This window comes from Bacillus sp. N447-1, from assembly GCF_022701035.1.
Lineage (GTDB): Bacteria > Bacillota > Bacilli > Bacillales > Bacillaceae_G > Bacillus_A > Bacillus_A cereus.
In genome coordinates, this window is sequence record NZ_CP065509.1 from 1,273,293 (window position 1) to 1,296,682 (window position 23,390).

Consider the following 23,390-nt stretch of genomic DNA (forward strand, 5'->3'; position numbering starts at 1 on the left):
CATACTACCAAATAAAATGGAATTTATTACTCTTAACTAGTATTATAGACTTATAGACTTATTGACTTATTGACTTAAAACAAAGAAAACACCGCTTAAAAAACACAAAAATAGACCAATTACCAATTCCTATATTGAACTGAAGCATTTATATAAAGTATAAGTTAACAGAGGGATTACTCTTTCTTTAAGTTCTTCGAATGGTCCGAATGAATTGTCCAATACAAATAAAATTTAACAACCTCCTAAAAGTAGAAAATAAAACACACTCTAAATTTATTGCCTCTAGAAAATAGAAAAAGGAGTACATATTTATGCAAAGAAATCTTACATTTTTTTTAGGAATTTTTCTAATTATTAGCTCTATACTAAGAGCAATCAACCTTTTTGTCCCAAATCCAATTTGGTTATTTTGCATATCTGTATCAGCCTGCTTATTTGCCCTTGTTGATTTTATTATGGAATTGGAGCTGAAAAAATTAATAACCTGGGTTAAATGGGTAGATATCGGAGCTATTCTAATCTTTATTCTCCCTCTTGCACTATCGAATTATAGTTTAAATACTGAAGACATTTTAAAAACACCTACTGACTTCACAACCTTATTAGCCTTTGGCCTGGTTATCACAACAATTGGAAAGAAAAATTCAAATTACTTAGAAAAAACAGTTAACGAAATAAAGACGAAGTATTTCGTAGAAGAAGATAAAAAAATACTCAACATGGATAGTAACACAACCAAACAAGCAATGAAGGACCTAGCATTAGCAGAATACAATACAGTTTTAAGGATAAATAAAATTATAATTGAATTAAAAAAATGCGATTCTATCGCTAGTTATAACCAAAGAATTCATGATGGATGGGGTTTATTTCATGAATCATTTTCCTATTATGCGATAACTCAAAGCACTCCATTTTACGATTTCAAACTTAATGAACTTTTCATGTCTTTCTACAGTGAAATTGGAAATGCATCAGAATGTTTTAGTACATTATCAAATCCAGATCACACAAGGAAGTTAGCTGAAATTGACTTTTTAAATATAGAAATAGAAATAACACAATATGCAATTCTTCCTAACCATAATACTCTTAGCGAAGGATATGACTCTATAAAAAAGCATTGAAGTATTGGCAGGAATTAAAAATTTAGCTTCTTATCACTATGAAACTATTGGTTTTAAGAGTGAACTAAATGAAGAAATAAATTAGTTCACAATTCGAATTGTCTTTATTCAATTATACATATTTTTCATGATTAATAATTCTCTCCATTAATTACATGTAACTCTAAAACTTTCTAAATTAATACTTATTTTGAAAGAACTAAGGAGGACAGTTAGTACTGGTAAGGTAATTAACTATCCTCCTTTTTGTTTAAGATATAACTCAAAATACTTCTCGATACCCAGTCTTATAGCCAAGTAAATAAACCACTGTGATGTCACTGATCATACTAGTATCTGCTCTATTCCTACGCGTATTAAAAAATCCTTCGGTCTAAAATTTCCTTTTTCGTCATCAGACATTGTATTAACTATTTAATTATAATTTATATATTAAGCCGAATTCACTTGCTATATCATAAGTTAATTTAGCAAGGACTCGCTTATCCAACTCATCTGCTGAAACATAGTTAGAAGTAATCAGCCTTAGAATTTCTTCTTTTCCAGTAAACAAATGTGGATAAGAACTATAAATAGAATTCACAAAATCTTCATTATAAATTACTGACTTTAACAATATTTCAGCAACATAATCTTTATGTAAATTATATATCTCATTTAAATTAAAATCACGGATATTCCTTTTAGCCTTTTGATAAGATTTATTTGACCCTTTGCCCTTCTCCACCCTAAAGCCAATATCAAATACATCGGAATTATTGTTTAGAATTCCAGTGAAATCCACTACTTCTTTTTTAAATTTAACAGTAAAGCTAGCTTTTTGATCAAACCCCTCAATATACGGATGAAGATGAGTATTTATATTAAATCTTTTCCTACCTTTTAAAGATGAATTACATAGATGACAGCAAGGTATCAAATTGTAAAAGGATATAGATAGAAATGGATATGTTCCTTTATCATAGAAATGATCTAAGCTAGCTCTCATCTTTCCATTTTCCATTTTTAAAGTATGAACATATTGTCTATTACAATATGGACATACTTTAACATTTAGCCTCTCTGTTAATGCATATGCTCCCCAAGATTTATCACGTTTACAAAAATTATCATAGCTAAATATTTTTTTTAATCCCTTATGCAGGGGCGATGCTGGCTCTTGATTACTTTCAGGAGCACTATAGAGCAAGTCACTATAGTTTGTTTCTACATGTTCTATGATTTTTTGTAATACCATTGGCTCTCCACATAAAATATCTGGTGTTTTGAGCATAAGATATTTAATAAATCTGCTATGCTTATCCTTTTTTTTCTGAAGTAAATCCCCACTATATTCACTAGATAAATCCTCATCATATATTTCAGTTTCATATTCTTCAAATCTTTTCTTCATGTATTCCATAGAGTATTTCTCTTTATGCTGTAGTAATAGCTCTTCTATATCAATTTGATTATTCAAATTTAATTTAATCATTTTTACTTACCACGCTTTTTAGTTTCTTTAACTCCCTTCTAATAAAACAATTCTTTCTTCAATACTTACCGCATTAAGAGAAAATCTATCTTTTAACATATTCGCTATTTTATTCCTCAGTATAGGCTCACCAATATTATTAATTACATATTCAATCTCTATCCTGCTTTTTCTTAATTGCTTATCATTCCCATTTATCAACAAATCAATAACATAATTTATCTTATTTTTAGCAAATTCTCCAATTAAACCGTCTTCTAAGAAAAAGAATGAGAAAACAAACTATGAATATTGGCTGCAAATGTTTTATATTGCCCCTCTAGATTCTTAATAACAACACTGTCTTCATTTATCCTTTTTAAAAATATAACATTAGAACTTGGCAAATCAGAAACGATAAAAGGAGAATTAGATGTCATTATAATTTGAAGAGATTCTACCCCATGGCCATAGAAAATTTCTCTCAAAAAAGAAATTATGCTAGATAAAAAACGCTTTTGCCATTGTGGATGAAAGTATAGTTCCCCTTCATCTATAAGTATTATTACGTTTGGATTAAAAGTTGATTGTTTTATTAGTGAGTAAAATCGAGAATATAAATTAAGCATAGCCGTTTCCCCTGAACTTAAATTTCTCCATTCAAATGCTAAATAAGAATCACGTCCTATTGATTGGCTATATATTTTATACAACTCCTGAAATAAACCAAGATCTTTCTTTAATGACATTACAATTGAGCCTCGGTCAACTTTAAAATTCCCATTCCAAATATTATTATCAAAATATATTAAAATCCCAATTAACCCCTCAAAAAAGCAACCTGTTCTCTAGAATAGCTTTCATTTCTTATCGAATACAACATATATTTTAACCACATTAAACATTTATCTGACAAAGTATATTTTTATTTATTTCACGGAATTTCTTGTATGATTTTTCCATAAAATAAACTAAATTCAAGCGTGGTAGTTCAAGAAATAGTTGCTGCATCACTCTAAGAATTAAATTCCTCATAAAGTATTTTTCATAAAAAAAGTCTTCATTTCCTTCATATACAACATTATTCAATTCTTCGAACAACTCTTTGAAAAATTTAGTAAATTCAAACTTTTGCATCTCCCTAAGCATCGGTTGCATGTCAACTTCTGAAATTTTTATTGTAATATCATCAGGTAATGGGAATTTCACTTTACATAGTTTTTTATCCTCACTTGTAACAAATTGAACTTGCCGCTGTATTTCTTTAAGACGATGAAATTCCAACTCACTTTTCATGGTAAAATAACTCTTTCGAAAGTCTTCTTTAACAAGATAATTGGTCGAAATATTCATTAACTTGTCCTCATAATGTATCTCTTCAAAACCATTATCAAAAATACTTGAATAAAAAATAAAGTCTAATTTAGAGATTTCCCTATTTCCTTTATTTCTTTTAAGATATATTTTGCATTCGTATAGTTCTGTATATTGATTTCCATTTCATTATGACAATAAATATGTAGGGAACCTAAATTATCTTGAAAAACAATAATAGCAAAAATATCTTTCATAAACGGAGTACGCAATGCGATATTCTTTTTATAAAATTCAATATAGATGATTTACCAACACCATTCTCACCTACTATAGCCGTTATATTTTTTACATCTGTTTCCTCACCATTATTTCTCCCTAAATTAAAAATCCTGGAAAATAATTTGGATTATTGTTAATCATAAGCGTTTGAGATTTAGGTGCATATTCTAAACAAAAATGACTACCAAAGTTTAAGTTCTGATTACAAAGTACATAATGCTCCTCTGGAAACCATATATAAACTAACTCCATGTTTTTAAACATCCTTTCTCGATTAAACTATTTTAATTACATTAATCTGTAAAGTACTTTACCTATCCTAAACTTGACTTAAAATGTTTTTTGTACATAAATCAATTTTGCACACTTGTTTAAATAGCTTCATCCTTGATTTGAGAGGTGATCTCCAACACTATTAATTTATGCACATATATTTTTTGTAGATAACGTCCCTAAACCTTCTGTTTTCTTTAATACTTTCTCCAGCTCTTCATTCTCTAAATACTTACCAGCTGTTTTCATTAACGTAATAAGTTGTCCTTCTGTATAGCGCTTCGGTGGCTGTGTTTTTCCTTCTTTCACTTTCACCTTTACAACTTTTCCTTCTTCGCCTTCAGCTACAATTGGAAGAATGGTTTCGTCATCTTTATCGTCTTGAAAAATAACTTTACGCCAACCTTCTTGAATTTGCTGTTTTCCTTTTGAAATGAATTCAGCACGTTCATCTACAAGCGTTACAATCGTTGTATAGTCAAAGATTGCAACTTCATAATGAGCTGCAATAAGCCTTCTTACGATCATATCGTATATTTTCTTTTCATCACCTGATAGTCTGCTTGGGTTTGTAACTTGCTCTGTCGGAATAATTGCGTAGTGATCTGTTACTTTCTTTTCATTTACATAACGCTTGTTATTCATAATGGATTCAACCGGAGCCGGTAATAAGCCTTTATATTCATCAAACTGACTCAACTTCTGTAAAATATCAGGGAACGTCGCTGCTTCTCCTTGTGTAACATAGTTAGAATCTGAACGTGGATAAGAAACAATCCCTTTTTGATATAGTGCTTGCGTTATATCAAGCGTCTTTTTCGGTGAAAACTTAAAGGCTTTATTTGCCGTTGCTTGCAGTGATGATAAGTTAAATAAAAGCGGCGGCTGAAACTCTTTACGCTCCGTTTTCATTTCCTTCACAACAGCCGGTTTCCCTTGGCAAAATGCCGCAATTTTATTCGCCATATCAGGATCTTTTAAGCGGGATTCATTATCCTTTTCCCATTTTCCGTCATATTTCTTTCCTTCTATATTAAAGGTTGCAAACACTTCCCAGAAAGGCTCTGACTTAAAGTTTTCAATTTCTTTCTCTCGCTTTACAATCAATGCTAACGTTGGTGTTTGGACACGACCAGCAGAAAATACATCATTCATTCCTTTTTTCTTTAACAAAATACTAAAGACACGTGATGCATTCATACCAACAACCCAGTCAGCGCAAGATCTTGTGTATGCTTCGTAATACGTATTAATTGTATCTGATTCATCAAGTAGATTTTTAAATCCTTGGTAAATAGCTTGCTTCGTTAAAGATGAAATCCATAGACGTTTCATCGGCTTTTGCACGTTACAAAGATTAATAATATTTCGTACGATCAGTTCCCCTTCACGCCCAGCATCTCCTGCGTGAATGATTTCTGTTACCTGTGGATTATGTAACAGCTGTTTCACAACGTTAAATTGCTTATACTTTGACTTTGTTACTTCAAATTGAAAACGTTCTGGAATCATCGGTAATGTATTAAGTGACCATTTTTTCCACTCTGCGTGATAATGCTCTGGATTACATAACTGCGTCAAATGACCAATTGCCCATGTACAGTACGCTCCATTTGGAAATAACTCATTCGCTTCTACCTCTAAATATCCATCTTTCCGGCGATATTTAAACTGTGAAACAAGAGCCAACCCTTGATCTGGTTTCTCGGCAATAATTAATTTCATTTTATAACTCCCTATCTGTATTCCAGTGTTACTTTCATTGTCTATATGTTTAGAAGCGATGATAAAACAACAATCTTATTTATCATTCGCGGTTTGTCCCGAGTAATGGGATAACTATAATATTATACGCTTATTCTTTATGGCTTCACAATAGAAACTCATAATATAACAATTTCTTTCACATGCTTATAATTAAAAAAGACGCCCTAAAAAATCAAGCGTTCCTTTGCTTACATCTATGAAATTGTGCAGATAATATGCAGATATTAATAAGCATAAGTACCCTCCATATAAACATATGATGAAATGAACGATAGGACAAGGAGGTATCATAATGTTTGCTTATACGTTAACTACCTTAACACTTTGCTGTACCTCAATTCTTATTACATCCAATATTTCTAAACGTAAGGGTACCCTAATGGAGTATATGGTATTTATTATGTCTTTTAGTATGAGTATCGGTTTAAGTATTGGTTTTTACTTAGGTATTCTCTTTAAGGAGGAATTACTATATTCTACTTTGCTTGCTATTTCAATTAGTGGTTTTATCGGCTTTTTAATCGGTCTACGTTTTCACCTATATACCGCTTTAGAAGGAATGTTCTCTGGATTAATGGCAAGTATGATGGGAGCAATGATTACAGAAATGTTAAACGCTCAACAAGCTCATAGTATATTGTTCATTAGCCTTTTACTTACTATAACGATTACTATGTCCTGTGTGATTCAATTATTATCGGAGAACTTTTCTACTTTTATCCAACAGCGTTTTTTGTCATTACTTTCAATTAGTGTAGTAATTATCGTTGCCGTATTCGCGACATTCCCAGATCATACTCCCTCACCTACATCCGGGCATGATCAACACATACATTAGTACTTGCAACAAAAATGAATAAGCAGCTATCCATAGGATAACTGCTTAATATTACTCTGGCTTATTAGGAATGTTTCGGTTTGGAACATAATCCGATTTGTAATCTGTATATTTTACTTCTGTTACCATCCCAGCTGAAGCATGGTGTAAATCATGACAGTGGAACATCCAATCGCCTGGATTATCTGCTACAAAGGCTACTTCATATTCTTCTCCCGGTTTTAAGTTCAATGTATCTTTCACAATTGGAGAACCTTCTATCGGTTTTCCATCTTTACTCAATAACTGGAAGAAGTGACCATGTAAATGCATTGGATGATCGTCCATTTTAGAACCATTTACTAATTTTACTTTTACTAAATCACCCTTTTTTACTTGAATTGGGTCAATATCTGGAAATACCTTTCCGTTAATTGTATATACCATTTCATTTCCATTCATTTGCGTATTTAAGTCCATATTATATGTGGCAGTATACTCTTGATTTAATGTGAAACTACCTAATTTTTTAGCACCATATTTCGTCATATCTACTTTCGGTAATTTTTCTTTTTCATCTGCTTTATCTTTCATCTCTTTGCTGCCATCATATTCAATAACAGCTTTCATTCCTTTTGCACCTTTATTTTTCGAATGGTCTTCAACATACCATTTCCCAGGATTATTAGCAGTAAATTCAATATCATAACGTTCACCCGGTGCGATTGAAATTACTTTATCCTTTATAACTTTTGGATCGTTTATTGGTTGACCATCTGTCGCAATTACTTTTATATCATGGCCATGAACATGTATATCATGTGATAGATAACCAGCATTGACGAGTCTAAGACGAACGTTATCTCCCTTATTCACTTTTAATGGCGCTACTAAATCACCGCTTTTTCCATTGATTGTGAATAAATCGTACATACTCATATCATGACCTTCCATCTTCATATTTCCATGGTCCATTCCTTCCATATTACTAGAGTCTTTTTTATCACTGCCCATGTTCATATCAGAATGAGCCATGCCGTTCTTATCATCATTCTTTTCCCCATTTTCATTACCTTTAGATTTATTACCTATTTGCCCTTTTGTCATTTCTTTTAACTGCTTATTCATTTCTTCTTTATCTGTAACCCATTCATCCAACATTAATGTGTAATCTTTATCATATTTTTCCTTTGTATCTTCTACAATGAGCGCTCCATACAAACCTCTATCTAATTGATTTACAGAATCTTGATGCGAGTGATACCAGTACGTTCCTGGTACGTTCGCTTCAAATTCGTAAGTGAAACTTTTTCCTGGTTCAACTGCATCTTGTGTCACGCCTGGAATTCCATCCATGTTATTTGGGACAGGATATCCATGCCAATGAATAGATACTGGTGCAGATAATTCATTTTTTAATGTCACTTTCACCTTTTCACCTTTTTTCACCCGAATTTCTGAACCAGGAGATGAGCCATTAAATGTCCAGACTGGAACAATAACACCGTTACTTAATTTTTGCTTTTCTTCTTTCGCTATTAAAGTAACTTCTGGTCCTTTTTCAACTTTCAATGGTGTTGTAGCTGTTTCAGTCTGTAGTGTTTTTTTATCATTCATATTTTTATGATCATTTGTTGTATTTGTCGTCACAGAACAGGCAGCAATTAAAAATATTGCAGAGACTGTAATGACTGCTAATACAAATCGCTTCATGGAAAATCCCCCCTTTTTCTTTTTCAAAATCATTATAGAGGTTGATTTTCAAGAAAATAAGGAGATGTAATTAGATCTTACGTAAGCTAATTGGAAGATTACTAAAAGCGGAGACATTACAAGAGGCGAATATTTTAGAAATACATAATGCTTTCCTTGTAGCGACTATATTAGCCGTTCTCGTATTTGTTTTGACGTTATTTCTTAAGAAACAATAACACTGCTATTATTAAATAAGAAAAATGTAGCTAAAATGCTCTTCACAAAAGAACTTAGATTTTTGTATAATAAGAACTAATGTTCTTTACAGACAATGGACTCAAATTACACAAATATATCAAATAGAAGAGGATTGATATACGATGAAAATTGATAGACCAAAAATTTCACCAGAGTTATCTTCAAAGAATTTTCAAGATATTTTTTATGAAGAAGATCCAACATTAGAAGTCTGTGAAATTATAGACTCCACTTTCGAAAATGAATGTGTAGATAGAGTGCGATTGTATGATGCAGTGATAAAGAATTGTAAATTCACTAATACAGACTTTAGCAATATTGATATTACAGATGTTTGTTTTGAAAACTGTGATTTATCAAATGTTAATTTAAGCAATTCTTCTGTTCACAGAGTCGAATTTAAAAACAGTAAATTAATCGGAGTAAATTTCACAGAATCTAGCTTAGGAAATGTTAAATTTGAGAATTCAATTTTGAATTTAGCAGCATTTGGAAATTCTAAACTGGAAAAATTATATTTAATGAAACTTCATTAAATAATGCAGATTTTTTTGACTGTAAACTTAAAAAAGTTGAATTCCAATTATGTAGTCTTGATGAAGCTAATTTTGATCAGACATCACTGAAGGGGATAGATATTAGTTCTTCTACCTTTGATACACTTACAGTTTCAGTGAACGATTTAAGAGGATGTAAAGTATCAACATATCAAGCTGTTCAGTTTGCTACTTTATTAGGATTAATAATTAAAGATTAGTATTTCGAAGAAAAGAACCCTATCCCGAATCATGGATTTTTTAATTGTCCACGATTCGAGATAAAGTTCAAATAAATTAGTGATGACTCTTTTATTATTTAACTACAGCTTGGTTTCCTTTTACATGTTCATTATTTACACTCATAAATTCTTCAATTTCTTCAACTTCTCTAATGATATCTTTTGACAAGTTTTCATACCCGTCTTTCGTTACAAGAATGTCATCTTCAATACGAATTCCAATTGATTCTCCTTCAATGTAAAGACCAGGTTCAATTGTTATAACCATACCTTCTTCTAACATTCTATCTTTATATGTTCCTACATCATGTGTATCTAAACCAAGGAAATGGCTGACACCATGATAATAGTATTTTGATAACTCTTCATCTTCTTGAATTAAACCAATTGCTTTACACTCTTCTGCCAGTACCTTTTTTGTATGCTCATTTAATGCAGCGAACTTTAATCCTGGCTTAATAAGCGCTGTTGTTTCTTTTAATGCTTTTAATACAATATTATAAATTTGTTTTTGACGACTAGAGAATGTTCCATTTGCCGGGAATGTATAACTAATATCAGCGTTATAGTAGTCTTTTTGAGCACCTAAATCTAGTAATACTAAGTCACCATTTTGAATTTGTGCATCATTATCTTCATAATGAAGAACTGTAGCATTTTTCCCACTCGCCAAAATTGTATTGAACGCATGGTGCTTAATGCCAGATGATTTCAGTGTAAAATCAAATTGAGCTTCTAATTCATACTCCATCATGCCTGCTTTTGCATTTTTTAACACATTGTAAATACCATCTTTCGTTACAGCAATCGCTTCTTTAATAATTTCAATTTCTTCCTCTGTTTTAAATACTCGTAATTCACAAATGTTCGGATATACATTACCAATTGTTACGTGTGGGTATTTTTCTCTTACATGTTTAGCAAATGCTAATGTTTTTGTCTCCGTACCATTCCAATCACGACGTTCTATATCTAAATATAGATGCTTCGCATTTTCTGTAAAAAGTATATTTGACATTGTCTTTTCAAAGCTATCTAAATATACAACTTTCTTTATACCTGAAATTCCCTCTGCTTCTTCGCTAGAAACTGTCTTCCCAACCCATTTTTCCATTACTGGATCTGATTTTTCAATGAAAAGTGTCTCTTCTACACTATTCCCAAACTTTTTCAGCATAAAAATAACATTTGGTTCATCAATTCCCGTTAAGTAATAAAAATTACGATTCGGTACAAATTTATAATGTGCATCAGCTGACATATGCGGTGCTTGTCCCGCAAATAAAATCGTAACGGATTCATCAGGTAATGTTTTCGTTAGTCTTTCTCTATTTTGAGCAAAAAATGTTGATTTCATAATAATCCCCCTAGTGTTCTATGTATGCTTGTGAAACTAATCATCAATACAATTTATTCTATTATTGTTATAATTTTTCGTCAATTTTTAACCTTTTAGATGGTGTTGACATAATAAAAATTAAGCGTTAAAATAACTATATATTAGTAAGTAACTAATATAATTAAATCTAACTAGAGGTGAATCAAATGAAAAACATTTTATTCCGTATTAACGAATTGTCAAAAAAAGAAAAAGCAACTGGATTAACAGTTGATGAAAAACAAGAACAACAAATGTTACGTCAAAACTATACAGAAACATTTCGTGGAAGCCTAGATTCCATTTTATTAAACACAAAAATTGTTGATCAAAATGGTCTTAACGTTACACCAGCCGCATTACAAGATGCTCAAATACGTTTAAAATTAAGCAAATGAGTTCCGAGCTAAAGAATTCTAATAAAACATAAAAAGAGCTGGATTTCCTATATAGAAATTCCAGCTCTTTTTATTGTCTTTTTTAATTTAGTAAACGAGCGATACATCGCAATTCTCCACGACACAATCATCGCAAATGCAAGTAAGAAAAACATTCCGCTTAACTCTGCCAAATCAATTGATTGGCTTAAATATGACTTTAATGCCACGCGTACAGCTAATAAGCCTACTAAAATAAATATGAATGCTTTTGACGGTTTCATAAATATATGTTCGCCTTTTATTTCGAACTTAGTTGTTTTAATAAGAAAAATAGAGAAAATAAGCCCTATACTAATTGCCTCGACTATTTCTAACGATGTTAATCGAAACTCTGGTAAAAAGTACATCATTGCGCCTGTACTCATAAAAATTGGCGGCAATATAATTTTCTTTTTCGTTACCGGCTTTTTCGCTGCTTTAAAACGTAGAAACATTACCCCAACAGCCATACAAACTGCTACGACACTTGATAAAAGTGCTATCATACTTTCCACTCCTATCTATTTAAATGACTTTTTTAACAAAATCATAAACCAATAAGTAACTACATGCCGCATTATAGAATTTCTTCATTATATTCCTCCTGCTGTAAACTTTCCATATTCGCTGCAATCATTTTACGCAAAGTTTATGAACGGAATATGAACAAAAAAGCCATTCTGCAATTAATAATTGCAAAATGGCTTTTTAACTTATTTTAAATCGTCAATTGTGAAAGCACCTGGAAGTAATTGCTCAACAGTCACTTCTTTTTCATCACCTTTTACATTCGTTAGTAATACAGGCATTTTCGGATCACAGAATTCAGCAATTACTTGTCTACACGCACCACATGGTGAAATCGGTCCATCAGTTTCTCCTGTAATAACTAAGTAACTAAAATCGCGCTCCCCTTCTGATACCGCTTTAAATATTGCTGTTCTTTCTGCACAGTTACATAAACCATAAGAAGCATTTTCTATATTACAACCAGTATAGATTTTCCCTTCTTTCGTAACTAACGCTGCGCCAACAGGAAATTTAGAATACGGAATATACGCTTTCGATAACATCTTGTTTGCTTCTTCAATATATTTTTTCTTATCCATATTATTTCCCCCTCAAAGTAAATGAAATGATGATTAGTCAGTAATAACTGTATGAACTAATTTAGGAGCCACTGCTGTTTCAGCTATAGAAATATTCTCATAAATTTTTGCTTTTACATCTTCTACATTTTCACGGTTTGCGTAGATTGTTACGAAAGGCTCGCCTTCTTTTACTGCATCGCCAACTTTTTTACGTAACATTAATCCTACTGCTAAATCGATTTCATCTTCCTTCGTTGCACGACCTGCACCAAGTAACATAGCTGCAATACCAATCTCATCTGCAACAATGTTAGAAATAACACCTGAAGTTTTTGCAGGTACATCAATTACATACTTCGCTTGTGGCATTTTTTCTGGATTGTCTACAATTGAACTATCTCCGCCTTGATTGCTTAAGAACTCTTTAAACTTCTCAGTTGCTTTTCCGTTCTTCATCACTTCAATTAGCATTTCACGAGCTTCTTCTAATGTATTTGCTTTTTTCGCAAGTACGACCATCTGACTTCCTAATACGAGTACTAATTCTGTTAAATCTTCTGGACCTTCACCTTTTAACGTATCAATCGCTTCTTTCACTTCTAGAGCGTTACCAATTGCAAAACCAAGTGGTTGTGACATATCTGAAATAACAGCCATAGTTTGACGTCCTACATTATTTCCGATACGTACCATTGCATGTGCTAATTCTTTTGCATCTTCTTCTGTTTTCATAAATGCACCAGCACCTGTTTTTACATCAAGTACGATTGCGTCAGCACCAGCTGCAATTTTTTTACTCATAATTGAACTTGCGATTAAAGGAATTGAGTTAACAGTTCCTGTTACGTCGCGTAATGCATAAATCTTTTTATCTGCAGGTGTTAAGTTTCCTGTTTGTCCAATAACAGCTACTTTGTCACGGTTTACAATATCAATGAATTGTTCTTTCGTAATTTCAACGTGGAATCCTTCTACCGCTTCTAATTTATCAATTGTTCCGCCTGTATGTCCTAAACCACGACCAGACATTTTTGCTACTGGTACATCTAAAGCAGCTACTAACGGTCCTAATACTAATGTTGTTGTATCACCAACACCGCCAGTTGAATGTTTGTCTACTTTAATTCCTTCAATTGCTGATAAGTCGATCGTTTCTCCAGACTCAACCATCGCCATCGTTAAATCTGCACGTTCGCGATCTGTCATATCTTTAAAGAAGATTGCCATTGCAAGCGCACTCACTTGATAATCAGGAATACTTCCGTCTGTATATCCATTAATAAAGAATTTGATTTCTTCAATCGTTAATTCTTTGCCGTCACGTTTTTTTGCAATAATATCTACCATTCTCATTACAATCACCATTCCTTTTTATATTATATAAATCTATTAAAATAATAAGCCAACGATTGTTGCTGATAAGAAACTTACTAATGTTGCACCGAATAGTAATTTCAAACCAAATCTTGCGACTACATTCCCTTGCTTTTCATTTAAGCTCTTAACTGCCCCTGCAATAATCCCAATTGAAGAGAAGTTTGCAAATGAAACTAAGAATACAGAGATAATCGCTGTCGTTCTATCTGAGAAATTAAAGTTTCCTTGTGCTAAATCTGTCATAGCGACAAATTCATTTGATACTAATTTTGTTGCCATAATATTTCCGGCATTAACTGCTTCATGCCAAGGTACACCCATAATAAATGCAAATGGTGCAAATGCATAACCAAGAATTTCTTGGAATGAAATACCGATTACACCTTTAAATACTGCATTAATGAATGCGATAAGAGCAACGAAACCGACTAACATAGCTGCTACTGTAATCGCAACTTTAAATCCATCAATAATGTATTCCCCTAATACTTCAAAGAAGGTCTTCTTCTCTTCTTCTTGTACTTCTAACATATCTTCTTCCTCAGTAACTTCATATGGGTTAATGATAGAAGCAATGATGAAACCACCGAATAAGTTAAGCACTAAAGCGGTTACAACATATTGTGGTTTTAATAACACCATATATGATCCAACGATAGACATAGAAACTGTAGACATTGCTGATGCACATAATGTATACATTCTTTTCTCTGGCAATAACCCTAGTTGTTTCTTAACTGAAATAAATACTTCAGATTGTCCTAAAATCGCAGATGCAACAGCGTTATATGATTCTAGTTTCCCCATTCCATTTACTTTACTTAATGCTAGACCGATAGATTTCACAATAATAGGTAATACTTTAATATGTTGCAAAATACCTATTAAGGCTGATATAAATACGATTGGCATTAATACACTTAAAAAGAACGAAAACTCTTTTTGATTTACTAATCCACCAAATACGAAATTCACACCGTCAGCGGCATATTTTAATAGCTCTCCAAAACCATCTGCTATTCCGCTAATTAATATATTCCCTACACTTGTATTTAATAATAGAAACCCCAAAATAAATTGTAATATAACCATCGTTATGATTGGACGATATTTGACTTTCTTTCTATCATTACTAGCAAGCCAAGCGATACCTAAAATCAATACGAGGCCAAAAACACCGATTAAGTATTTCATAAGCCGTTTCCTCCCATTCGTATCCGCTTACATTTTTTTCAATTATTAAAGCAATAGATATACTTTAAACGTATATCTATTGCTTTAAGCTTTTATCGATTAGTAGTTATCTGTAGCACCTTTTGCATCATTTAATACGATTGCAACACTAGCACTTGCTCCAACGCGAGAAGCTCCAGCAGCTACCATTTTGTCTGCATCTTCACGTGTACGAACACCGCCAGATGCTTTTACACCAACGTTTGGTCCTACTGTTTTACGCATTAATGCGATATCTTCAGCAGTTGCTCCGCCAGTTGAGAATCCAGTTGAAGTTTTTACGAAATCAGCACCAGCTTTTACTGATAATTCACAAGCACGTACTTTCTCTTCATCTGTTAATAGGCAAGTTTCAATGATTACTTTTACAAGAGCTTTTCCTTTTGCTGCTTGTACTACTTCATAAATGTCTTTTTCAACAAGTTCGTTGTCGCCATCTTTCAAAGCGCCTACGTTGATTACCATATCAACTTCAGTTGCACCTTTTGCAATAGCATCTTTTGTTTCAAATGCTTTTGTTTCAGTAGTGCTTGCTCCTAATGGGAAACCGATTACAGTACAAACGTCTACATCATGCCCAGCTAGTTCATCAGCCGCTAATTTTACCCATGTTGGGTTAATACAAACAGAAGCGAATTTATATTCCTTTGCTTCTTCGATTACTTTCATAACATCTTCTTTAGTAGTATTAGCTTTTAAAATTGTATGGTCAATTAACTTTGCAATGTTCATTATCTTCACTCCTCATATCTTTTAACAACTTCATTCTAACTCTTAGTTGAACAAATGTAAATACACTTTTGAAATTTTGTTCATTCTTTTTTAAAAGGAATTTTCTTGTAGTAAATAAAGCGCATTCTAACAAAGAACACTTCCTATATAATCAAATTTTCTATGTTAACAATGGTAGTATGTATCTCCATATCCATAATTATTTTTAAAAAGGCAAATTGTGTTCAAAAAAGACTCCTATCATTCATACATAACAAAATAAAAGGAGTTCTCAATATGTTAATTTTGAGAACTCCTTTTATTTCTAACCTTTTTGATAATGTAACAGTTCTTTTGCTGTATGCTGATCGATAATTAATACATTCGCATACCCGCCACGTAACGCACCATCAATTGCTTTTATTTTTCTATTACCACCTGCAACTAAAATAGAGCGTTTCTTTAATTTCAGTTCCTCTAACTCAATTCCAATGGTACGCTTATTGATTTCTTCGCTACTAATATTTCCGTCTCCATCAAAGAAACGTGAACAAATGTCACCGACCGATTGTTTTTTGAGTAAATTTGTTTCATCCTTATCGAAATAACCTAATCGGAATAATAACGCTTCGTCTCGCACTGTTCCTACAGTAAAAATTGCAATATTCGCTTGTTTTCCCATTTCGATAATGTGATGAATATGTCGATCCTGCTCCACTAATTCTTTTGTCACTGCATTATCAAATATAACTGGAAGAGGTAGATTTCTTGGCGTCGTTTGAAAAGCATCTGCAAATAAAGCTATCGTCTCATTCGCATATGTATTTACACTTGAATGACTAATACCACCTTTTAGCTGGACAACCTCTACCCCTTTTACATGTTGCGGTACGATTTTTCTAGCGATTTCATACATCGTCATTCCCCAGCTTACACCAACAATATCACCGTTTTTAACCGTCTTTTCCATATACTCAGCAGCATATTTACTTATATACTCTGTAATCGTTGCATATTCCGGTACTGGAGAAAACACAACATGTGCCTCTAACAAGTTGTACTTTTCTTTCAGTAAATTCCCAACGTTATCTAAATCCGCAAATGGATCGGCGATGCTAATTTGAACAAACCCTTTTTCTTTCGCGTACTTTAACAATCTAGAAATCGTCGGTCTTGAAATATTTAATTTGTTAGCAATTTCTTGCTGACTATAATCTGATTGATAATATAATCTTGCAACTTCAACGCTTAATTGTTGTTTATCTTTTTCCATAGTAACTCATTACAAATCCCTTCCTGTATTTCCCTTTCGTTACAAGCATTATACAGCTTTATGCAAAAAAATTCGACTACCGAATTTTATCTAACTGAACTTCTATTCCACTTATTATATACAATGAAACCTTATTGTGTAGATTTACAAACCCAATATAGAAACACTTACAACATATAAATCAGTTTATATGTAATTCATTCTTTATTGCTTTTCCTGTAGTAACGATAACAAAGCCGTTCAATAAGAAACATGAAACATCGTCTAAAAGCTATTCAAATACCCCTCATAAACAAAAGATACTGTTCATAAGGGGTATGTATTCAATTTAAGTTTATAAAAATCGGATGGAAACACTGCAAGTTCTCACTTATTTAGAATAAGAGAAAAGATGATGTTTTATTTGTTCAATAAAATAATGATGGTGTATATTATCGTTAGATACGCGACTTGCCATAATAGCTCCCTCCATTGAAGATGCAAGAAAAGAAGCGAGCGATATAATATCTATATCTTCTTTAAGTTCTTGTTTCTCTATTCCTTCTTTTATGAGAGAAGCCATTAACATTACTGTATCATCATAACCTTTTGCTGCTGCTTTTTGTAATTCTGGAAATACTCCAGTACTTTCAATTGCGCTATTAAGTAATGGACAGCCTCCAGCAATAGGAGGATTATTAGCTGCATCTTGATATACAAGGAAAATTGCAAGAATTTTATCGATTGCTGTCTTTTTATTTTCCATTGCTTTATGAAAATGACTCCACATAATCTCACCACTTTTGTCATAGGCAGCAAGGACAATTTCTTCTTTACTTTTGAATCTACGATAAATAGATCCTTTAGGTAGTTCAGTAGCTGTCATTATATCCTGTATGGATGTGCGAGTTATCCCATTAGTATTAAATAAATATAAAGATGTTTCAATAATTTTTTCTTTAATCTTATCAACTTTAGTCATACTTTGTAATCCTCCTAATAAAAACGAGCTTAATATTCCAGGTGATATTTACCATCTATTTTCTTGAATTTTTTGTAAGTATAAATAAGTTTGGAACAAAAATATATTATCCATCCCTATATTATGTGAACCTCAAACCATACAGTTTGAAAAGAGGTAATCAAATTGTATTACCTATATCATTCAAATGAATTTTCTGTCAAAATTAACATGTCCAATTATTTAATTCAGTCCTGTTATACAACTAATTTCACCTACAATCGTAGAAGGTGTAAAAATATATAGTTAATTTTAACGTATAGACTATGATTATTATATATAATTTTTATTAATATGTTTAGCTAAAGTGTTTGAACTACTCCCACTTTCACTTCGTATATTAGGATATCTCCGCAGTCCTTGCAGTTAAAAGCCTTATCACTTCATTCTATAAAAAGCTAATTGTCAAAAATTAATGAGTACTGAAATTTGCTTGTAAATAAGCAACTGAGATATAAATATATTTGTTATTTACCATTTTTATTTTATTAATAATTTATAAAGGGGTTTAAAAACTAGAAACTTATAGTATCATAAGTTTTCGAACCGAACGGTCCGGTTCGGTATTAAATAAATATATTTTAGAAGGAGAACCTAATGCAACAAGAAAAATCAAAGATTCTAAGTAATTTCATTATGGAGGTAATAAAGTGAGCTTTATAAAAATGAATACAAAAGAACTTGTTATGCTAATAGTTTATATACTGTTTGCACTACTTCAAATTGGCTTGTTCATATTATTTGGCATCTCCCTTTTAACTAACAGCAACTTAGTTGAATCAGAATTTGCTCTTAGTGCCATCGGTTTGACTGTACCTGCTATTGTAGGAATCATTTTCTTTAGGAAAGAAATTATTGAAAGTTTTACTTATTTTAAAGAGAAAACAATTTTGAAAATAGTAAGCATTCCTATGGTAGTTTTACTTATGATAATTGTGGAAAATTCTATTATGCATTTTCTAAATACAGGTCAGCCAGAGAACCAAGAACAGATCCTTACAAATGGCGCAGAGATGCCTATTATATTCACATTACTTCTATTTGGGATTATAGGACCAATAATTGAAGAAATTATATTTCGTCATATATTAGTAAATCGTTTTTCGGAATATGTTGGTACTGCTATTGCATCCATCGTTTCGATTATAATTTTTGCAGGTCTTCATTCAAATCAACTTTCGGATCTTGCTATATATTTACCTGGCACAGTGATGCTTACTGCGGCTTATCTTATTTCTAATAGATCCCTTGCATATGTTATAGCGATACATATGTTAAACAATTTTATTCCTTTTATTTAATTGCATATGTCATAACAAGACATATGTAATTGAAGGTTTTGATGCAAAAATACTCTATGTTTCTATCGAGTATTTTTGGCACCAGAACCACTTTTTCTAAGGCATAAGAAATCTTATCAAAACTACAACTTATTAGGAGAGTGTCAGTCATGATTGTAACAACAACTTCCGGAATTCAAGGTAAAGAAATTATTGAGTATATTGATATTGTAAATGGTGAAGCTATTATGGGTGCAAACATTGTCCGCGATTTATTCGCTTCAGTTCGTGATGTTGTCGGTGGCCGTGCTGGTGCTTATGAAAGTAAGCTAAAAGACGCTCGTGATATTGCAATGGACGAAATGAAAGAACTTGCAAAACAAAAAGGTGCGAACGCTATCGTCGGCATTGACGTAGATTACGAAGTTGTACGTGATGGAATGTTAATGGTTGCTGTCAGTGGTACAGCTGTACGTATATAAGTAAATAAAAAACAGGCTCACCCCTTGGAATTTATACTTTGAGGGGAGATCCTGGTTCTGTTGCAGATTTTAAAGAATAAAACGAGAAATAATCAACTTTTTTATTTCTCGTTTTATCTACATATTTATTTTTGGAAAAATAACCTAACTCCAAATACTAACAATACTGTGCCTGTAATACCCTCCATTGTACGGTTCACTCGTTCTTTTCTTAAAAAAATTCTTAATTGACGTATTAGCGAGATATAAAGCAAATACCATATTCCAGTCAAAGTCGTAAATGTGAGTCCTAACAAAAGAAATTGGAAGAAATGATTTTGATTACTCACAATAAATTGAGGGAGAAAGCTTAAGAAAAATACAGCCGTTTTTGGGTTTAAGATTGCCGTTGTAAATCCTTGTCTAAAACTTTTAATCGTCCCAATATCCTTAGAGTGCCTTTCCAATAAAACTTGCATATCTTCTTTTTTAGAAAAAGCACTTTTAATTGACTTTACAGCTAAGTAAATTAAATAAAAAGCTCCAGCATATTTTATAAATGTAAATAACATAGAAAATTTCATTAGGATGGCAGAGAGTCCTAGCGTAGCCATTATTGTATGAATCATCATTCCAGATATCGTTCCTAAGACAGTCTTCATCCCACCATTTTTGCCATACGCTATAGTATTTTTTGTAACTAGTGCAAAACCAGGACCAGGCATGATTATGATTAGCATTGCTGTAAGAATAAATAATAAATAATTTTCCATGTTCTAATATTTCCTTTCCAATTTTTAGTTTTTCTTACAGTATAGCTTTTTTCATTAAAACATTACATATAAAAAGCTTGATCAGAAGTTTATTTAGGTTATTCGTATCAATTTGATTAACTATTACCCAATAGCCACATTGATAAAACACAGTTCAACTCTCACAAAAAACAGGATAAAAAAATAAACAGCAGAACTAGTCCACTGTTTACTTCGCCACGCCTTCATGTAATTTTTCTGTATAATCCTTTACATCTTTCCAGCTATCTTTCGCTGTATGTAAATCTTCTTTTATAAACGTAAACTCTTCCGGACTAATTCCTTTTACGTTTTGTAGTAAATTATTATATTTTGCACCTACTGTATACCATTGATTTGATATGTTTTGTAGTGCTGTAATTGCTGCATCAATTGTTTCTGTCATGTTTGTTGTTTTATTTTTTACATCAGTCAAAATTAAGACTTCTGCTTGCGCTCCTGAAATTCTATCTTTTAAATTAGCGATTTCTCTTTCTGCATTTGCGATATCTTTTTTCGCAACCGCGATCATTGGCCCGCCAGCAAGACATGTTATTAGCGCTACGCAAAGTACGCCACCAGCAATGACCATATCATTACTCTTTTTAATCGAATCGTTATATGTATTTATTTGTTGCTCTAGAGCTGGAATACCAGCATTCGTACTTGCCAATATCGCTGTTAACTGATTTGTATCTTCTTTGAAACTATTTGTATCTTTCGCCATTCTATTGCGAAAAGCTTTCAAATTTCCTAATAATCCATCTACCTCATTTTGATTCTTTACAATATCTGCATACAACTTTTCTAAATCCGCTTTTAATTTTCCGCTATCCTTTTGATCAATCGCTATTAACATGTCATTATAATACGATTGAAAAGTATTATTGTAATTTATAATATTTTGATCTGTTTTCATAATTTGAGGCTTCATATTATTTAACCAATATGCTGCATTAATTTTTGCATCTCTTTGATGCTGAATCATATTTCCTTTAAATTCACTATTAATCGAACTTATTTTACTTAAATCCGTCTCTTGTTGATTTTGAATTAATTTTGCATATGAATCCATTGCAAATATGCTTGATGTCGTTTGTGCCATTACATCTTGGAATCCTGCTGGTCTAAGAGAATAGTTTTTCACATTTTCTTGTAGCACCGTTACATTTTGTTCTGCTGCAAAAGGATGTAAAGGAAATGCGTTACTCGTTGCCACCCCAGCAATCATTACCGCTAAAAGACATTTTTTATAAAATCGTTTCTGCATATTTTTCACCTATTCTCTTTATAAGGATATCAAAAGCTCCTGCTCACAACTGAACAGGAGCTTCAAATCATTCATCAACACTTAACGCCCTAACGATTCGTATTCGATTATGCTTTTTTCGTATCTACTACTTTAATATCTTCAGCATAAATCTTTTCTGCATAGTCTTTAATGTTTTTCCAGCTATCTTTCGCAATGTTTAAATCTTCTTTAATGAAAACAAGATCGTTTGGACTAATTGAATCCACATTTTGAAGTAAAGAATTGTATTTTGATCCCATTGTGTACCATTGGTTTGAAATATTTTGTAACGCTGTAATTGCAGTATCAATTGTATTTGTTAAATACTCTGTTTGTGTTTTAATGTTCGTTAATCCTGCTACTTCTAATTGCGCAGTTGTAACTTGTCCTGTTATCTTTTGAATTTCTGCTTGTGCATTATCAAGCTCTTTCTTCGCTAATACGATTCCAGCTGTACCACCGCCTACAGCTGCTGCACCACCTGCAATTAATGCTACTCCTAGCGGTGTTCCTGCACCCGTAGCAATAACTACTGCACCACCGATAATTGCAATTGGTCCTAGAGCTGTCGCAACAGATGAACCGATAATAATTGCATTATATTTACTAATCGCTTCATTGTACGTTGTAATTTTATTTTGCAGAAGCGGAATTCCCGCATCTTGACTAGCTAATATAGATGTAATTTGATTTGCATCACCCTTGAAGTTTTGCGTATCCGAAGTCATTTTATTTCGGAATTTCTTCAAGTCTTCTACTAACTGATCCACTTGCGCTTTATTTTCATTAATACTACTTGATAATCTAGTTAAGCCTTTCGTAAGAGTCGCTTTATCCTTTGCATCAACTGCAGCAACTAAAGTATCATAATAGTTTTGGAATTTCGTATTGTAGTTAATGATATTTTGATTCGTTGAAATAAGCTGTGGTTTTAATACATCTAACCATTGCTTCGCATTTCCTCTAGCTGTATCTTGGTGCTGAATTACTTTCCCTTTTAAAGCCGCATCAACAGACGATACATTTCCAAAGTTAACATTACCTTGTTTAATAATTGTTAAAGCGTACAGATCCATTACTAAAGCATTTGAACCTGTTCTTTCCATTGCATCTTTCAAGCCTTCTGGTCCTAATGAGTATTCTTCATAGTCATTATAAGCTTTTGCTACCGCATGAACTGGAGCTTGTTTCACTGTACTTTCAGCTGCATACGTATGAGCCGGCATAATATTTCCTGCTGCAAATACTGCCATCAGTGCTGATAGAGCCATTACTTTATAAGGTTTTTTTGTCATTTTTCTTCTCTCCCTATATCGCT

At 32.3% G+C, this 23,390-nt stretch carries 22 protein-coding genes and 2 pseudogenes; 6 read left to right on the plus strand and 18 right to left on the minus strand.

Annotated features, from left to right (window positions below; translation table 11 throughout):
* The first annotated feature begins 314 nt into the window (after nt 1-314).
* Nucleotides 315-1,130 (plus strand): hypothetical protein, encoded by an 816-nt coding sequence (locus tag IQ781_RS06275; protein ID WP_242808269.1) that lies wholly within the window; start codon nt 315-317, stop codon nt 1,128-1,130.
* A 418-nt stretch (nt 1,131-1,548) separates the two neighbouring features.
* On the opposite strand, the gene IQ781_RS06280 is transcribed toward IQ781_RS06275, so the two are convergent.
* The 6 genes and pseudogenes from IQ781_RS06280 to topB form a co-directional block, all read right to left on the minus strand.
* Complete coding sequence (locus tag IQ781_RS06280; RefSeq protein WP_242808270.1) at nt 1,549-2,604, minus strand: hypothetical protein; 1,056 nt, start codon at nt 2,602-2,604, stop codon at nt 1,549-1,551.
* Between the two features lie 257 nt (nt 2,605-2,861).
* Nucleotides 2,862-3,332, minus strand: a complete 471-nt coding sequence (locus IQ781_RS06285) for an AAA family ATPase (RefSeq protein WP_242808271.1) — start codon at nt 3,330-3,332, stop codon at nt 2,862-2,864.
* 148 nt (nt 3,333-3,480) lie between these two features.
* A complete protein-coding gene (locus IQ781_RS06290) occupies nt 3,481-3,936 on the minus strand; it encodes a hypothetical protein (protein WP_242808272.1) in 456 nt (151 codons plus the stop codon).
* Nucleotides 3,937-4,150: 214 nt separating this feature from the next.
* Nucleotides 4,151-4,288, minus strand: a complete 138-nt coding sequence (locus tag IQ781_RS28410) for an AAA family ATPase (protein WP_481748667.1) — start codon at nt 4,286-4,288, stop codon at nt 4,151-4,153.
* On the minus strand, nt 4,276-4,431 hold the full coding sequence (locus tag IQ781_RS06295) for a hypothetical protein (RefSeq protein ID WP_242808273.1): 156 nt from the start codon (nt 4,429-4,431) through the stop codon (nt 4,276-4,278). Before IQ781_RS06295 ends, IQ781_RS28410 begins: the two co-directional genes overlap by 13 nt.
* A 183-nt stretch (nt 4,432-4,614) precedes the next feature.
* Nucleotides 4,615-6,177: pseudogene (gene topB / locus IQ781_RS06300) on the minus strand (DNA topoisomerase III); the annotation flags it as partial.
* Nucleotides 6,178-6,511: 334 nt separating this feature from the next.
* Here topB and IQ781_RS06305 point away from each other — a divergent pair.
* A complete protein-coding gene (locus IQ781_RS06305) occupies nt 6,512-7,057 on the plus strand; it encodes a hypothetical protein (protein ID WP_000458533.1) in 546 nt (181 codons plus the stop codon).
* A gap of 51 nt (nt 7,058-7,108) precedes the next feature.
* Here IQ781_RS06305 and IQ781_RS06310 read toward each other — a convergent pair whose 3' ends face one another.
* Entirely contained in the window at nt 7,109-8,749 is a 1,641-nt protein-coding gene (locus IQ781_RS06310) for a multicopper oxidase family protein (protein ID WP_000819883.1), read from the minus strand.
* A 362-nt stretch (nt 8,750-9,111) separates the two neighbouring features.
* Here IQ781_RS06310 and IQ781_RS06315 point away from each other — a divergent pair.
* Nucleotides 9,112-9,746 (plus strand): annotated as a pseudogene (locus tag IQ781_RS06315) (pentapeptide repeat-containing protein).
* A gap of 94 nt (nt 9,747-9,840) precedes the next feature.
* Here the strand turns inward: IQ781_RS06315 and IQ781_RS06320 are convergent.
* Nucleotides 9,841-11,124, minus strand: a complete 1,284-nt coding sequence (locus IQ781_RS06320; RefSeq protein WP_000842980.1) for an aminopeptidase P family protein — start codon at nt 11,122-11,124, stop codon at nt 9,841-9,843.
* A gap of 188 nt (nt 11,125-11,312) precedes the next feature.
* Here IQ781_RS06320 and IQ781_RS06325 point away from each other — a divergent pair, with 188 nt between their 5' ends.
* On the plus strand, nt 11,313-11,543 hold the full coding sequence (locus IQ781_RS06325) for a DUF896 domain-containing protein (protein WP_000789782.1): 231 nt from the start codon (nt 11,313-11,315) through the stop codon (nt 11,541-11,543).
* 47 nt (nt 11,544-11,590) lie between these two features.
* On the opposite strand, the gene IQ781_RS06330 is transcribed toward IQ781_RS06325, so the two are convergent.
* The 7 genes from IQ781_RS06330 to IQ781_RS06360 form a co-directional block, all read right to left on the minus strand.
* Complete coding sequence (locus tag IQ781_RS06330) at nt 11,591-12,070, minus strand: CcdC family protein (RefSeq protein ID WP_000561075.1); 480 nt, start codon at nt 12,068-12,070, stop codon at nt 11,591-11,593.
* Nucleotides 12,071-12,277: 207 nt separating this feature from the next.
* Complete coding sequence (locus tag IQ781_RS06335) at nt 12,278-12,673, minus strand: cytidine deaminase (RefSeq protein WP_000358533.1); 396 nt, start codon at nt 12,671-12,673, stop codon at nt 12,278-12,280.
* A 33-nt stretch (nt 12,674-12,706) separates the two neighbouring features.
* Nucleotides 12,707-14,008 carry a pyrimidine-nucleoside phosphorylase gene (locus tag IQ781_RS06340; protein WP_139846987.1) on the minus strand — a complete coding sequence of 434 codons (1,302 nt, stop codon included), beginning with the start codon at nt 14,006-14,008 and terminating at the stop codon, nt 12,707-12,709.
* A gap of 36 nt (nt 14,009-14,044) precedes the next feature.
* A complete protein-coding gene (locus tag IQ781_RS06345) occupies nt 14,045-15,226 on the minus strand; it encodes a NupC/NupG family nucleoside CNT transporter (protein WP_000876188.1) in 1,182 nt (393 codons plus the stop codon).
* Nucleotides 15,227-15,325: 99 nt separating this feature from the next.
* Nucleotides 15,326-15,997, minus strand: coding sequence for a deoxyribose-phosphate aldolase (gene deoC, locus IQ781_RS06350; RefSeq protein ID WP_001017441.1), 672 nt, complete (start codon nt 15,995-15,997; stop codon nt 15,326-15,328).
* Between the two features lie 304 nt (nt 15,998-16,301).
* A complete protein-coding gene (locus IQ781_RS06355) occupies nt 16,302-17,249 on the minus strand; it encodes a DNA-binding transcriptional repressor DeoR (RefSeq protein WP_000409781.1) in 948 nt (315 codons plus the stop codon).
* A 370-nt stretch (nt 17,250-17,619) separates the two neighbouring features.
* Entirely contained in the window at nt 17,620-18,210 is a 591-nt protein-coding gene (locus tag IQ781_RS06360) for a TetR/AcrR family transcriptional regulator (protein WP_000169640.1), read from the minus strand.
* A 689-nt stretch (nt 18,211-18,899) separates the two neighbouring features.
* Here IQ781_RS06360 and IQ781_RS06365 point away from each other — a divergent pair.
* Nucleotides 18,900-19,550, plus strand: coding sequence for a CPBP family glutamic-type intramembrane protease (locus IQ781_RS06365; protein ID WP_000008141.1), 651 nt, complete (start codon nt 18,900-18,902; stop codon nt 19,548-19,550).
* A 149-nt stretch (nt 19,551-19,699) separates the two neighbouring features.
* Nucleotides 19,700-20,011 carry a heavy metal-binding domain-containing protein gene (locus IQ781_RS06370; protein ID WP_000637505.1) on the plus strand — a complete coding sequence of 104 codons (312 nt, stop codon included), beginning with the start codon at nt 19,700-19,702 and terminating at the stop codon, nt 20,009-20,011.
* Between the two features lie 125 nt (nt 20,012-20,136).
* Here IQ781_RS06370 and IQ781_RS06375 read toward each other — a convergent pair whose 3' ends face one another.
* The 3 genes from IQ781_RS06375 to nheB all read right to left on the minus strand — a co-directional run bounded on the left by IQ781_RS06375 (nt 20,137) and on the right by nheB (nt 23,367).
* A complete protein-coding gene (locus IQ781_RS06375) occupies nt 20,137-20,763 on the minus strand; it encodes a LysE family translocator (RefSeq protein ID WP_000432980.1) in 627 nt (208 codons plus the stop codon).
* Between the two features lie 208 nt (nt 20,764-20,971).
* Nucleotides 20,972-22,051 carry a non-hemolytic enterotoxin subunit C gene (gene nheC, locus IQ781_RS06380; RefSeq protein ID WP_139846988.1) on the minus strand — a complete coding sequence of 360 codons (1,080 nt, stop codon included), beginning with the start codon at nt 22,049-22,051 and terminating at the stop codon, nt 20,972-20,974.
* A 107-nt stretch (nt 22,052-22,158) separates the two neighbouring features.
* Complete coding sequence (gene nheB, locus IQ781_RS06385) at nt 22,159-23,367, minus strand: non-hemolytic enterotoxin NHE subunit B (RefSeq protein ID WP_139846989.1); 1,209 nt, start codon at nt 23,365-23,367, stop codon at nt 22,159-22,161.
* Nucleotides 23,368-23,390 lie beyond the last annotated feature (23 nt).

Bases quoted from the DNA above. Each gene is read 5' to 3' on its own strand.
- IQ781_RS06275 (WP_242808269.1), top strand. From the start codon at position 315: ATGCAAAGAAATCTTACATTTTTTTTAGGAATTTTTCTAATTATTAGC.
- IQ781_RS06280 (WP_242808270.1), bottom strand. From the start codon at position 2,604: ATGATTAAATTAAATTTGAATAATCAAATTGATATAGAAGAGCTATTA.
- IQ781_RS06285 (WP_242808271.1), bottom strand. From the start codon at position 3,332: ATGTCATTAAAGAAAGATCTTGGTTTATTTCAGGAGTTGTATAAAATA.
- IQ781_RS06290 (WP_242808272.1), bottom strand. From the start codon at position 3,936: ATGAATATTTCGACCAATTATCTTGTTAAAGAAGACTTTCGAAAGAGT.
- IQ781_RS06295 (WP_242808273.1), bottom strand. From the start codon at position 4,431: ATGGAGTTAGTTTATATATGGTTTCCAGAGGAGCATTATGTACTTTGT.
- IQ781_RS06305 (WP_000458533.1), top strand. From the start codon at position 6,512: ATGTTTGCTTATACGTTAACTACCTTAACACTTTGCTGTACCTCAATT.
- IQ781_RS06310 (WP_000819883.1), bottom strand. From the start codon at position 8,749: ATGAAGCGATTTGTATTAGCAGTCATTACAGTCTCTGCAATATTTTTA.
- IQ781_RS06320 (WP_000842980.1), bottom strand. From the start codon at position 11,124: ATGAAATCAACATTTTTTGCTCAAAATAGAGAAAGACTAACGAAAACA.
- IQ781_RS06325 (WP_000789782.1), top strand. From the start codon at position 11,313: ATGAAAAACATTTTATTCCGTATTAACGAATTGTCAAAAAAAGAAAAA.
- IQ781_RS06330 (WP_000561075.1), bottom strand. From the start codon at position 12,070: ATGATAGCACTTTTATCAAGTGTCGTAGCAGTTTGTATGGCTGTTGGG.
- IQ781_RS06335 (WP_000358533.1), bottom strand. From the start codon at position 12,673: ATGGATAAGAAAAAATATATTGAAGAAGCAAACAAGATGTTATCGAAA.
- IQ781_RS06340 (WP_139846987.1), bottom strand. From the start codon at position 14,008: ATGAGAATGGTAGATATTATTGCAAAAAAACGTGACGGCAAAGAATTA.
- IQ781_RS06345 (WP_000876188.1), bottom strand. From the start codon at position 15,226: ATGAAATACTTAATCGGTGTTTTTGGCCTCGTATTGATTTTAGGTATC.
- deoC (WP_001017441.1), bottom strand. From the start codon at position 15,997: ATGAACATTGCAAAGTTAATTGACCATACAATTTTAAAAGCTAATACT.
- IQ781_RS06355 (WP_000409781.1), bottom strand. From the start codon at position 17,249: ATGGAAAAAGATAAACAACAATTAAGCGTTGAAGTTGCAAGATTATAT.
- IQ781_RS06360 (WP_000169640.1), bottom strand. From the start codon at position 18,210: ATGACTAAAGTTGATAAGATTAAAGAAAAAATTATTGAAACATCTTTA.
- IQ781_RS06370 (WP_000637505.1), top strand. From the start codon at position 19,700: ATGATTGTAACAACAACTTCCGGAATTCAAGGTAAAGAAATTATTGAG.
- IQ781_RS06375 (WP_000432980.1), bottom strand. From the start codon at position 20,763: ATGGAAAATTATTTATTATTTATTCTTACAGCAATGCTAATCATAATC.
- nheC (WP_139846988.1), bottom strand. From the start codon at position 22,051: ATGCAGAAACGATTTTATAAAAAATGTCTTTTAGCGGTAATGATTGCT.
- nheB (WP_139846989.1), bottom strand. From the start codon at position 23,367: ATGACAAAAAAACCTTATAAAGTAATGGCTCTATCAGCACTGATGGCA.